This window comes from Sphingobacterium sp. ML3W (assembly GCF_000747525.1).
GTDB lineage: Bacteria > Bacteroidota > Bacteroidia > Sphingobacteriales > Sphingobacteriaceae > Sphingobacterium.
In genome coordinates this window covers 161,244-174,372 of the sequence record NZ_CP009278.1, presented here as the reverse complement: position 1 = coordinate 174,372, position 13,129 = coordinate 161,244, and the positions used below count along the sequence as shown (strand labels likewise).

General features: G+C 33.5%; 8 protein-coding genes. 3 read left to right on the top strand and 5 right to left on the bottom strand.

Going from position 1 to position 13,129, the window contains the following annotated elements; all coding sequences use genetic code 11:
• Positions 1-60 precede the first annotated feature (60 nt).
• The gene (locus KO02_RS00830; protein WP_038695007.1) at positions 61-855 is read left to right on the top strand and encodes a segregation and condensation protein A; all 795 of its coding nucleotides are present in this window, start codon (positions 61-63) and stop codon (positions 853-855) included.
• A 50-nt stretch (positions 856-905) separates the two neighbouring features.
• Here the strand turns inward: KO02_RS00830 and thiL are convergent, their stop codons facing one another.
• Both thiL and nadA read right to left on the bottom strand, forming a co-directional pair.
• Positions 906-1,952, bottom strand: coding sequence for a thiamine-phosphate kinase (thiL, locus tag KO02_RS00825; RefSeq protein ID WP_038695005.1), 1,047 nt, complete (start codon positions 1,950-1,952; stop codon positions 906-908).
• A gap of 20 nt (positions 1,953-1,972) precedes the next feature.
• A complete protein-coding gene (gene nadA, locus KO02_RS00820) occupies positions 1,973-2,968 on the bottom strand; it encodes a quinolinate synthase NadA (protein ID WP_038695003.1) in 996 nt (331 codons plus the stop codon).
• A 2,262-nt stretch (positions 2,969-5,230) separates the two neighbouring features.
• Between nadA and nadB the strand changes: the two genes are divergently transcribed.
• Positions 5,231-6,823: an L-aspartate oxidase gene (gene nadB, locus KO02_RS00815; protein ID WP_038695001.1), complete on the top strand. Its 1,593-nt coding sequence runs from the start codon at positions 5,231-5,233 to the stop codon at positions 6,821-6,823.
• 6 nt (positions 6,824-6,829) lie between these two features.
• Positions 6,830-7,339 (top strand): gamma carbonic anhydrase family protein, encoded by a 510-nt coding sequence (locus tag KO02_RS00810; protein ID WP_038694999.1) that lies wholly within the window; start codon positions 6,830-6,832, stop codon positions 7,337-7,339.
• Here KO02_RS00810 and KO02_RS00805 read toward each other — a convergent pair.
• The 3 genes from KO02_RS00805 to KO02_RS00795 form a co-directional block, all read right to left on the bottom strand.
• Positions 7,336-8,928 (bottom strand): Ig-like domain-containing domain, encoded by a 1,593-nt coding sequence (locus KO02_RS00805; protein ID WP_235212317.1) that lies wholly within the window; start codon positions 8,926-8,928, stop codon positions 7,336-7,338. The two genes, KO02_RS00810 and KO02_RS00805, sit on opposite strands and share 4 nt — an antisense overlap.
• Before the next feature lie 168 nt (positions 8,929-9,096).
• Positions 9,097-10,956: a tRNA uridine-5-carboxymethylaminomethyl(34) synthesis enzyme MnmG gene (gene mnmG / locus KO02_RS00800; RefSeq protein WP_038694995.1), complete on the bottom strand. Its 1,860-nt coding sequence runs from the start codon at positions 10,954-10,956 to the stop codon at positions 9,097-9,099.
• 96 nt (positions 10,957-11,052) lie between these two features.
• Positions 11,053-12,915 carry an ABC-F family ATP-binding cassette domain-containing protein gene (locus tag KO02_RS00795; protein ID WP_038694993.1) on the bottom strand — a complete coding sequence of 621 codons (1,863 nt, stop codon included), beginning with the start codon at positions 12,913-12,915 and terminating at the stop codon, positions 11,053-11,055.
• Positions 12,916-13,129 lie beyond the last annotated feature (214 nt).

The window sequence follows — 13,129 nt, the reverse complement described above, 5'->3', positions numbered from 1 at the left end:
ATTTAGTTTTAATAGTTTGAAATAAAAATGTTTATATAATTATGTAATTTTGCTTTTGATATGCAAGTAGAAGAAGGATACGAAATAAAGTTACCGCAATTTGAAGGTCCATTTGACCTCCTCTTATTTTTTATTGAAAGAGATGAATTGAATATTCATGAAATTCCGATTTCAAAAATAACAGATGATTTTTTATCCTATGTCAATCAGCTGCAGGCACTGGATATGGAAATGGCAAGTGAATTTATCTTTGTCGCATCCACTTTAATGCGGATCAAAGCAAAGATGCTCCTTCCTCGTCTCGAATTGGATGATGATGATAATGAAATTGATCCTCAAGAAGACTTTGTCCAAAAATTGATTTTATATAAACAATTTAAAGATACATGTGAGGATTTAAAATTATTGGAGTCAGAGCGTTTAAAACTTTATAAACGAGGCAATATTAATTATGATATCCAACTTGCAAGACCTGAATCAAATAATGGGGAAGAATTAAATAGCTTTGATCTTTACAAGCTTATGATGGTTTATGAACGTATGATCTTTCAGTACGCAAATAGGCCACAAGAGGTGAAACATACGGTGATAAAACATCCCTATACGATAGAACAACAGAAAAAAGCAATAGCAGATCTAATTGCAATTAACAACCAATTGGATTTTCAATATATCTTGAAAAATTCTGAAAACAAAGTACAATTTGTTTACAATTTCTTAGCTATTCTTGAGATGCTGCAGCAAAAATTATTACAGATAGAAATTGGTCTTGGATATAATGATTTTAACATTAGAAAAAGAAATGAAGATGAGTACGACCTGGTCGATATAGAAGAAGAAGAATTTGCACTATAAAGAAAAAGGGGATAATAATAATTATCCCCTTTTTTATCAGCTTTATATGCTTAATCCTTAAATGCATTCCACCCTTGGGCAGTTATTGGATATACTTTTCCAGATTTTGAAATCATATGGCAACCTTCACTAGCTTCTGTAATATGACCAATGACCGTGATATCCATCGATCCTTTTATCTTATCGTAATCAGATTGTGGGACTGTAAATAGCAATTCATAATCTTCTCCACCATTTAAAGCACATACTGTAGGGTCAATTCCAAACTCACGAGCTGTTTCATATGTCATCGAATCTAAAGGAATTTTATCTTCATACAACTTACATCCCTTATTGGATGCCTCACAAATATGGATGATCTCGGATGCTAAACCATCCGACACATCAATCATAGCATTCGGTTTTATTCCAATTTCTGCTAATAACTCTACAATATCCCTTCTTGCTTCAGGTTTCAGCTGACGTTCTACAATATAATCCTTGCCTTCTAGGTCTGGTTGAATATTGGGGTTTTCCAAGAAGATATTCTTCTCGCGCTCCAATAGCTGTAAACCAATGTATGCAGCTCCCAAATCGCCTGAAACACATAGTAAATCGCCTTCTTGGGCGCCTGAACGATAGGCAATCTTATCTTCATCAACAAAACCAATACTCGTCACAGAAATAACTAAACCTTGGACAGATGCAGATGTATCTCCCCCTACCAAGTCTACATTATATTTCTTACAAGCAATCAATGCCCCTTGATAGATTTCTTCAACGGCTTCTAAAGGAAATTTAGATGATAAACCAATTGAAAAAGTTATCTGAGACGCTTTTCCGTTCATCGCATAGATATCGCTCAGATTTACCTGAACCGCTTTATAGCCTAAATGCTTCAAGGGTACATAGCGCAGATCAAAATGGATACCTTCTAATAAAAGATCCGTTGATATCAACGTTTTTTTGTTAGCAAAATCTAAAACAGCGGCATCGTCGCCAATACCTTTGATGGTACTTGGTTCATTTATTTCGACAGCCTTAGTTAAATAAGAAATTAAACCAAACTCACCCAATTCTCCTAAATTTGTTCTTTCTGTATTATCAAATTCTAACATACCTGTCTTTAATTTTACTATTATAATCCTAATTGTGCAGATAACTGAAGCATACGCTCAATAGGTTTTTGTGCTCTTGCTATGACCGCCTCATCAAGTATGATTTCCGGACTTTCGTATTTCAAACAATTATATAGCTTCTCCAGCGTATTCAATTTCATATGTGGACAATCATTGCACGCACAAGCGTTGTTTGGAGGTGCAGGAATGAACGTTTTACCTGGACTAGCCTTTTGCATCTGATGAATGATTCCAGACTCTGTAGCCACGATATAAGTTGTAGCCTCATCGTTCATCGTATACTTCAACATTCCTGAAGTAGAGCCAACATAATCCGCACCTGCCAAAATATGATCTTCACATTCTGGATGAGCAATAAATTTTGCATCCGGATAGGTTACTTTTAATTGATCAATCTTATCCTGAGAGAAAATTTCGTGTACCATACATGCTCCATTCCAAAGCACAAGGTCTCTTCCTGTCTTCTTCATCACGTATGCCCCTAGATTGCGGTCTGGACCAAAAATAATCTTTTGGTCTTTTGGGAGACTCTCAACGATCTCTACCGCATTACTTGAAGTACATACAATATCTGAAAGTGCTTTCAACTCCGCAGTACAATTTACATATGTAATAACCAAATGATCGGGATACTGTTCTTTAAATTTGGCAAACAAATGCGGCGGACATGAATCCGAAAGTGAGCACCCTGCTTTAGCATCAGGTAGCAATACCTTTTTTGAGGGAGAAAGTATCTTGGCTGTTTCTGCCATAAAATGTACTCCTGCAAAAACAATTACATCTGCATCCGTTTTAGCCGCTTCCTGTGATAAGCCTAAACTATCACCGATATAATCAGCGATATCCTGTATTTCGGCTTCTTGATAGTAATGTGCTAAAATAACGGCGTTTTTTTCTTCTTTAAGACGTTTGATCTCTTCAATCAAATCCAAGCTCGGGTCTATAGGAATATCAATATAACCCTTCGCTTCAATATCGTAATTTACTAAATCCATTAATTCTTCTTCTTAATTTGATTTACATTACAAAATTAATAATAGTTCTTCAATAAACCCTTCTAATCAAAAATGATGTTTATAAATACGAATATAACACATTGATATATCAAATTATAATGCTACTATTCAGTTAATTAACATACTTATCAACATTTCATTGTGTCCTAATTTTACTCTATGTTAATAAGTGGGTAAAATCAAGTTAAATTCATCCTGTAACATTCAGTAATAAAGCTAATTAACAGACTTATCAACATTTCTTAAAAGGTGAATTTAAACCGTGTTTTAAGCCAATAAACCATCTTAAAAAATGGTTTGAGATTTAAATATTTAACATAGTTATCCACAGAATTATAAATATCGAATTGTAAAGGGCTCAAATTGCTAAATAAAGGCTCTTAGAATTGAATATTTGAAAATTGAATTCTCCGATTTTCAAATATTGAAGTATTAATGATTGATGCTAACAGTTCCAAAGAAAAAGAAAGTAGCGAGGATATCAAAGAGTGAGTGATAATAAGCCATAAATCTAAATTTTATAAATTAATTAGCTCAAATCAATAAGACAAAGCTAAACTATTTTGAGGCTATACAAATATCTTGTGCGAAAAGTTATCCACAAAATTTTCAAATATTTAAATGTAAGGGAGTTAAATTTTGATATAAAGCGCTTATAAATCGCATAAACGGAAGCGAAAATAGAAATTTCAAAAAAAACTGATCTAATTAGGGCTAATAGAAGAATTTTAAAATTTATTAGAAATATGATTCTCCGTTTATGAAATTTTGATAACGATCATCAAAATGGAAATTTATGAACCAATGGATAACAAAAAATAAAAAATCAATGCTTTCAAAAATTCATACAGAAAAAAACAAGAGCTTAAGCAATTCAATATTTAGAAAATAATATGCTAAAAATTTGAATAACGAATTGTAAAGACCTAAAAATTGAAATTATACCCGCTGAGAATGTGATAAATTATATTTCATATTTTAAAAAATAAATACAGAATTGGCAGGCATACAAAATGGATTTAAAACAAGAAAAATATAAAAAATTTTGAATAAAAGTTAGAGACAAAAACTTGTTTCAACTTCAAAGTCATTAAGAATTTAATATTCATCAAATAAATAAAATTAAAAAATATATTGAATTGTCAGAGCCACAAAATTGGATTTATATCAAGTATGAATTGAATGTATTTAATATTTTAAAAAAAATAGTAAATACTGCATTCACAAGGCCACAAATAAAAAATTTGAAATTGAAAATCTATATTTTTTCAATTCTCACAATAAAAATTCATAAGCTAAAAAGCTTTTAAAACTGCTGTTTCTGTGAACAAAATAAATTTCAGTAAAGAAAGCCTCTAAGAATCCATTTAAAAAAGAATAAGATTCATTTCCTAAAATAATCAATTCTCAAAGCTTTAATTCGCATTTTAGAGGCAATGAGATTGACTTCAAATTCAAAATTAAATTTTCAAAAAAAATAACCGATTTACAGATAGTTTGATTGAATAAAATTCATCAAAATCAGAAATTAGGCAGAAATTATTTCTCAGTCAAAGTCTTAATTTTTCAATTTACAAATTAAAAAATTTGAAAATTGAGAATTTTATGGCCTTAAATAGCATAATAAGCTGTTTAACACTTGATTATTCGGTGTAAAAAGGAAAAAAATAAATTTTATTGCATTCTAAAAGGGTTTAAATAAAAAAAATATCAAATGAAGCCCCTGACAATTGAATATTTGATATTGGTTTCAAATCCTAACCAACAATCAAATTCTCAAAGCCTCAAATTCAACTTGACAAAACTAAACAAAGAAAATCAAACGTATTCCACATTCTCTTTTTATAATAATTAATAATCTTTTTTATATAAAGAAGTCTTATTGTTTATTAGTGTGTGGAAAATGGGGATAAAAGTGTTGTTTTTTATTTTGATTTGAAGATTTTATAAAGTTATTAACAATTTACTAACATAAAATTCATTTTAAAGCCCTGATTTTTAATACTGTGGTTTTTACTCGATTTAATTTTCAATAGAAAAATGTGTGTTGTTTAGATGTTAATTTATGTTGATAAACCGTCAGTTTTATGGTGGTAACTTTTAGGAATTTGATAGTAAAAAGAGGTTTTGAACAAAAAAAAAAAAGTTATCATTTTTATTTAACCTTTTATCTACACGTTTTCCACATTTTTTGTTAATTTGAAAAGTCAAAATGTGCTTGTCACATGCTAATTTTATGTTATGTCAGAAAGAAAGGTAGATTTCCTTGTCATTGGATCTGGAATAGCGGGGTTAAGTTTTGCTTTAAAAGCAGCTGATCACGGTAAAGTATTGATTGTCACAAAGTCAAATGAAGATGAATCAAATACAAAATATGCGCAAGGAGGGGTGGCTGCAGTTGTGGATAAATCTGATAGTTTTGAACAGCATATAACTGATACTCAGATAGCTGGTGATGGATTGTGTGATGTTGAAATTGTGGAAAACGTAGTTAGGGAAGCTCCGGAGCGTATTGAAGAGCTTATTTCTTATGGAACTTCTTTTGATAAGTCAGATTCTGGAGTTTATGATTTAGCGAAAGAGGGGGGGCATTCGGCAAATAGAATATTACATTATAAAGATATTACGGGATATGAAATAGAAAGATCGCTGCTTGAAAAAGTACATGAACATCCAAATATTGAGATGTTGACGCATTATTTTGCTATAGATTTAATAACACAGCATCATTTGGGCGAGTTTGTAGACAAGCAAAGGGAAGATATTAAGTGTTTTGGTATCTATGCTTTTAATACCGATACACATGTGGTCGATAAGATTTTAAGCAAGATTACGGTTATGGCTTCGGGTGGTGCTGGTCATATTTATGCAAGTACGACCAATCCAACCATAGCAACAGGTGATGGAATCGCGATGGTTTATCGTGCAAAAGGGAAGGTGCGAAATATGGAATTTATGCAATTCCATCCTACATCATTATATAATCCTAGCGATTCACCGGCCTTTTTGGTTTCGGAAGCAGTACGTGGATTTGGGGGTATTTTGCGACGTGTCAATGGTGAAGATTTCATGCTTGAATATGATGAAAGAGCCTCGTTGGCACCTCGTGATATCGTTGCCAGGGCGATTGATTCAGAGATGAAAAAATCAGGTATTGACTATGTGTATTTGGATATAACGCATCGTAAAAAGGAAGATATTATAAAGCATTTTCCAAATATTTATGAAAAATGTTTATCGATTGGATTGGATATGAGCAAAGATTTTATTCCAGTTACCCCAGCTGCTCACTATTTATGTGGAGGTATTTATGTGGATGATTATGGTAGAAGTAGTATCAAAAATTTATATGCGTGTGGTGAATGTTCGTCAACAGGTTTGCATGGTGCGAACCGATTGGCTTCAAATTCGCTCTTGGAGGCTTTGGTTTATGCGCATCGAATTTATTTGGATGCGGCTAAAACTTTGTCAAATGCTGTTTATGCAGTAGGGGTTCCGGAATGGGATGATTCAAAAGCTAAACTCTCTAATGAAGATATTTTGGTTACGCACAACCTTCGCGAATGTCAGAAAGTAATGAGTGATTATGTTGGTATCGTTCGTTCTGATTTCAGGTTAGAACGTGCACTCAATCGATTGCATTTACTATATGGAGAAACAGAAGATTTTTATAGACATACTAAATTATCCGTTAAATTGTGTGAATTGAGAAATGTAATCCAGGTAGCTTTTATTGTTACTAAATCTGCTTTATTAAGAAAGGAAAGTAGGGGTTTACATTTCACGACAGATTATCCGCAACATGCTGATACATTAAAAGATACTTTATTTTAGAACGATATGGCCTGTATATTACCAGTAAAGGGTATTAGCCCCAAGTATAGTGAAAATTGCTTTATAGCACCTAATTGTACCATAGTGGGTGATGTAGAATTAGGTGAACATTGTTCTGTTTGGTTCAATGCTGTTATAAGAGGCGATGTTAATTTTATTCGTATAGGCAACTATACCAATATCCAAGATGGTGTTGTTATCCATTGTACCTATATGAAATCGGGTACAACGATTGGTAACTATGTGAATATTGGTCATCAAGCGATGGTGCATGGTTGTATTATACATGACTATGTACTTATCGGTATGGGAGCTATTGTTATGGACAATGCTATTATAGAAAGTAATGTGATTATAGCTGCAGGTGCAGTTGTATTGGAAAATTTTGTGTGTGAGACGGGATATTTATATGCAGGTGTACCTGCAAAAAAGATAAAAGCGATAACTGATGAACAAAGAAATATGTTACAACAGTTACCGCATAATTATGTGCTTTATAGCTCTTGGTTTGATTAATTTAGATTATTCAGTTCTTGTAGATTGAATGACTCATTTTGTTCCCAGTTGGCACGAATGGTAAATATTTTATTTAGATAAATAAGGGATTCTGGTTGTGTTAATTGATAAACTTCTCCAGGGTCCCAAATACCATTCTTGTTGTCATCAAGGATAATTCTTAGCGTATATTTACCCCCTGGGAATTCTTTATAGGCTACTTTACCAAGAGCATTATCTAGAACATCTTTTCTATATACTTTTTCTTTTTTCTCATCGATGAGCTCCACTATATATTGTTTGGTAGTATCAATGCCGGTAAATGTAAAAGTAATATCACCATAATTGTCACTATCATCGTAGCTCAAGCTTATTTTTTTCTCTTTATTTTCCTCACCAAAATAACCCTTCATTGCCCCTTCTTCGAGTATGATTTCATAGTTTTTTTGTTTTCTCCAGTTATACCGGATATGGTATAAATTGGATACGGTAGTATCTAATTGTAGTTGAAAATTTGTTTTGGCAATACTATCTTCTATAAATTTTATTTTACTTTTATCGACCGATTTGATAGGTGTCAATGATGATAGCGTAAGGTGTTTCACGCGATCTACTTTACCATTTGAGGGTACTAAAATGGGGATAATAGCTCTGTCTAATTTTAAGTTTGATTTTCTAATAAGTATCGTATCGAGTACTGATTTTTGTTCTGTTAAAATGAACTTTATGGAGTCTCTGTCCAGATTATTCATGTATATAAATGCTGAATCTTGAGCCTGTGAATATTGTACAATTTTGCTTTTATCATTTTCATCATCATTTATTAATGTTAATCCTGGATCTTTAACACCTCTATTAAACGTTAGCTGAATGCGTCCTGTATTCTCTATTTTTTTATCTAGGACTCTAAATTTAATGGGAGTGCCTTTTGATATTTGTAGATTGACTTGGGTTAAGTCTTTATCCAATACAATTGAATCTTTTAGAAAGCCAATCAGTTCATCAGGATTATTATATATTCGGTCGTTATTAGTTTCCTTTAAGGCATATATCCGATACGTATTTTCTCGTAAATTGCTGATTTTATAATTACCTAAAGTATCAGTTTGCGCAAAAATATTAGCTTTCTTTTTTCCAAATATGGAATCTTGACTGGTAGGAATAAGGAGTACACGTACTTCTTTTTCTATTTCTTTTGTTAATGCGTTGGTCACATTTCCTGAAATAGATAAAGAATCTATTTGATCACCTGTCGCAAATACGTAGCTATAATTTACGATAGGATTACTGGCATTATAATCGACAAGCCCTTTACCAAAATTAATCGTATAGGTTGTATTTTGTTCTAGCGAATCAGGTAAAGTAATTTCTAGTATTTTCTTTTTGATTTTAAATTGAGGTGGTTTATCCATATCAGGAGAAATACTAAATTCCTTCTGCTGGTTATTCAATTTGACATATTCATCTAGAGTAATCTCAATTTTTTTCTCTTTGAAGTTTTTAGAAAAATTCGCTGGAAATTCGTTTAACACCACAGGTGCTATCGAATCTTTTGGTCCACCTGTGGGTTGTTTTATGCTTGCACATTGTACTGTAAGTAAAATCAGCAAGGAAAACAAGCTTAGAAGGCCTACTCTTGAAATTAGAGTGCTTTTTGAGCTTTTTAAGCTTGTTTTATTTTTTTTTGAATGTAGAGTCATAAATGAAATAATATTACTTTATATCGCTTTATTTTACACTGTTGTGTTATTCACTGTAACTTATTGAAAATCAAAATGTTACGACATGTGTACCATTAAAACACTTATATCTGACGGGGACACACCTGAAATTCGGGATGCTTGTCCTAAAGTTCGTGGTTTGACTTGCGTTAATTTTTGTCGGGCTTCTATAGATAGTGATACAAGAGAAGAATAATCAAATTCTGGATTAATTTCTCTATCCTCCATTTTTTTCATTCTATTAACTATTTCCATTTCCTTTTCAAAATAGCTTTCATATTTGACTTTTATTTCAGCCTGCTCTATGGTTTCTCTATCATACTGATTTAGGTATGAACCAAAGTCTTCATCGCCTTTTGCTAAATCATAAATACCAATTTGCGGTCTTCCCAATAGATTTGACAATTTTGTTTTTTGAGATATTAAGCTCGATCCGGCTTGTTCTAAGATGGGGTTCATCTTATCTACTGTTGTCGAATTTTGTTTTAAATACTGAATAATATGGTCGGCATTTTTTATTTTATCCTGAACTTTATTGTATCGGTCATCTCCTACTAATCCTAATTTATGAGCAATTGGAGTCAACCTGATATCTGCATTATCTTGTCTCAATAGTAAGCGATGTTCTGCTCGAGACGTAAACATACGGTATGGCTCATCAGTTCCTTTAGTTACAAGGTCGTCAATTAGTACACCAATATAAGATTCCGATCTTTTAAGAATTAGCTCTTTGTCATTATTGATGCGTTGATGCGCATTGATACCTGCAACGAATCCTTGTGCTGCGGCTTCTTCATATCCCGTTGTACCGTTAATCTGACCTGCGAAAAATAGGTGTTTTACGATAAGGGTTTCCAATGTTAAATCAAGTTGCATTGGTGGAAAGAAATCATATTCTATGGCATAGCCTGGTCTGTACATTTTTGCATTTTCGAAACCTGGTATTAAACGCAATGCTTTCTGTTGAACATCTTCTGGTAATGATGTAGAAAAACCGTTAACATAAATTTCAGCTGTATGCCATCCTTCTGGCTCAACAAAAATTTGATGTCTTTCACGCTCTGCAAATCTATTGATTTTATCTTCAATTGAAGGACAATAGCGAGGTCCTAAACCTTTAATTCTACCCGTAAACATAGGTGATTTTTCGAAGCCAGTTCTTAGCATTTCGTGCACCTTTTCGTTGGTATAGGTTATCCAACAACAGCGTTGTTCTGTTGGTAATGGTACATCTGAATATGAAAATTTACCTCTTTTTTCGTCGCCCCACTGTTCTTCCATCAGTCCATAGTTCAGACTTCTTCCATCAATTCTTGGGGGTGTACCAGTCTTCATTCTACCAGACTCGAATCCTAATGAAACCAATTGTTCGGTTAAACCAGTTGCTGCTCTCTCTCCTGTTCTACCACCTCCGAATCTTTTTTCTCCAATATGTATAACTCCATTAAGAAATGTTCCGTTGGTTAATACAACTGCATCCGCTTCAATTTCTATTCCCAAAGAAGTAATCACACCACAAGCTCTGCCATTTTTCACGATGACTTCTTTCACTGTATCTTGCCACATATCCAATGTTGGGATTGCTTCAAGTTGTAATCGCCATTCTTCTGCAAATCGCATCCGGTCATTTTGTGTTCTTGGGCTCCACATTGCGGGGCCCTTGGATAAGTTCAACATGCGGAATTGGATAGTAGATTTATCGGCAATGATACCTGTGTACCCACCCATAGCATCTATTTCTCTTACTATTTGACCTTTTGCTACACCACCAATTGCGGGGTTACAGCTCATTTGAGCAATTACGCCCATGTTCATCGTGATGAGCAATACCGATGAACCAAGATTTGCTGCTGCTGCTGCTGCCTCGCATCCTGCATGGCCAGCACCAACTACGATAACGTTATATTTTTTAAACATCTTAATTTATTTCGAAGTTCCACGTGAAACGTGGAAAATGATTATTCTTGTTTTATTATACTCCCACACGTTTCACGTGAAACGTGTGGGAGGTTATTACATTAATTCCGCAAGGCTTAACCACCTTTCAGACTTTTTATCAATATTACTTTGTATATCTTCTATCTCTTGTGCAATACTAGAAAGCTGTACATGATCTACGGTCTGGTGAAGCGTGTTGTTCTTCTCTACCAATAGTTCTTCAAGATGCTGTATTTCTTTTTCCAGTTTATCGTACTCCAGTTGCTCTTTATAGGATAGCTTTTTCTTCTCTTCTTTTATTACAGTTTCTATTTTTTGGACTGGTTGATCTTTCTTTAATTTCTGCTCTTTGATTAAAATATCTTGTTCGATTTTGTAATCTGCATAATTACCATTATAGATGTCAATTTTACCCTCTCCTTCAAATATGAATAATTGCTCGGTTAGTTTATCCAATAAATACCTATCGTGAGAAACCAATATAAGAACCCCACCATAGTTCATCAAGAAATCCTCGAGTACATTCAAGGTGTCAATATCGAGATCATTAGAAGGCTCATCTAGAATAAGGAAGTTTGGGTTCAACATTAGGATACGCATCAATTGTAAACGCTTGCGTTCGCCCCCACTCAATTTATTAACGAAGCCAAATTGCTTCTCTGGCGGAAATAAAAAGTGAGTCAATAACTGAGAGGCCGTGATGACATCACCATTTGCCATTTGGATATACTCTGCTACATTTTTAACAACGTCAAGTACTCGGTCTCCTTCGTTGACTTCTAAACCGCCCTGTTTGTAATAACCATAAACAGTCGTTTCTCCTACCGCAATACTTCCGCTAGTGGCTTCCTCATTCTGTGTTATTAAATTTAAAAATGTAGACTTACCGGTTCCGTTTTTACCAGCTAAACCAATACGATCTCCTTTTTTGAACACATAGGAAAAATCACTTATGATTACTTTGTCTCCATAGTTTTTAGAGACATGCTCAAGCTCTAATATTTTTGATCCTTGTCTACTAATTTTGACGCTTAGTTGAACAGAGTCATTTGCTTTTTGACCTTTCGATTTTTCTTCAAGCTCATAATACGCATCTATTCTAGATTTGGATTTTGTACCACGTGCTTGGGGTTGTCTCCTCATCCATTCAAGTTCGCGACGTAAAAGGTTTTGACTTCTTTCTACCATCACAGAATCGATGGCTTCACGTTCAGACTTTTTCTCTAAAAAGTAGGAATAATTTCCTTTGTAACTAAACAGTTTCCCCCTATCCAATTCTCTAATTTCTGTACAGATATTATCTAGAAAATAGCGATCGTGGGTTACTAATAAAACGGTCTTATTTCCTGTGGTTAGTAATTTTTCTAACCACTCAATGGTCTCAATATCCAAATGGTTGGTAGGCTCATCTAAAATATATACATCCGGTTCATCAATTAAAAGTTTGGCCAGAGCTAATCGTTTTCGCTGTCCTCCTGATAAGCTTTTGATGTCTTGTTGAAAATCGACAATATTGAGACGGTTTAGAATAGTCTTAATATTGTACTCATATTCCCAAGCATTCAGGTTCGTTATTTTATCAGTAAGTTCCGCTAGTTTGTCCTGATCAATTTCAGGCATAGCTAATACCTCTTCGTAATCTCTAATAAGTCGTTGCTCTTCGTTGTCTGTAGAATAAATAAAATCGTTGATAGAAGTCAAGCCATCGTACTTGGGGTCTTGATTCAGAAAGCCTATTTTTATACCTTTCTCTTTAACAACTTTGCCGGAGGTAGGCTCTAATTTGCCACCTAATATGGAGAGAAGGGTTGATTTACCTGTTCCGTTAATACCTACTAAGGCTACTCTATCCCCTTTAAGAAGTCCAAAATGTAAATCTTTAAAAAGCCATCTGTCATGAAATGAATGACTTACTTGTTCAGTTGCTAATATACTCACGTTAATTTCCTAATTTTCATTTAATAAATAAATTGCATATGCACATAGAAAACCTTATATAACACTGGTAATCAGGTTATTGTGTGTTTTTATGTGTTTTCATTACGCATTGAGCGTATTGAGTATTTATATGTGTATACTGCAGTATCGAATACTGAGTATGAAATAAATTATATGCAATAGTTAGCGCATCGGCTAACATTATTATTTTATA

Excerpts from the sequence above, each read along its gene's own strand:
- KO02_RS00830 (WP_038695007.1), top strand. The coding sequence starts at position 61 with ATGCAAGTAGAAGAAGGATACGAAATAAAGTTACCGCAATTTGAAGGT.
- thiL (WP_038695005.1), bottom strand. The coding sequence starts at position 1,952 with ATGTTAGAATTTGATAATACAGAAAGAACAAATTTAGGAGAATTGGGT.
- nadA (WP_038695003.1), bottom strand. The coding sequence starts at position 2,968 with ATGGATTTAGTAAATTACGATATTGAAGCGAAGGGTTATATTGATATT.
- nadB (WP_038695001.1), top strand. The coding sequence starts at position 5,231 with ATGTCAGAAAGAAAGGTAGATTTCCTTGTCATTGGATCTGGAATAGCG.
- KO02_RS00810 (WP_038694999.1), top strand. The coding sequence starts at position 6,830 with ATGGCCTGTATATTACCAGTAAAGGGTATTAGCCCCAAGTATAGTGAA.
- mnmG (WP_038694995.1), bottom strand. The coding sequence starts at position 10,956 with ATGTTTAAAAAATATAACGTTATCGTAGTTGGTGCTGGCCATGCAGGA.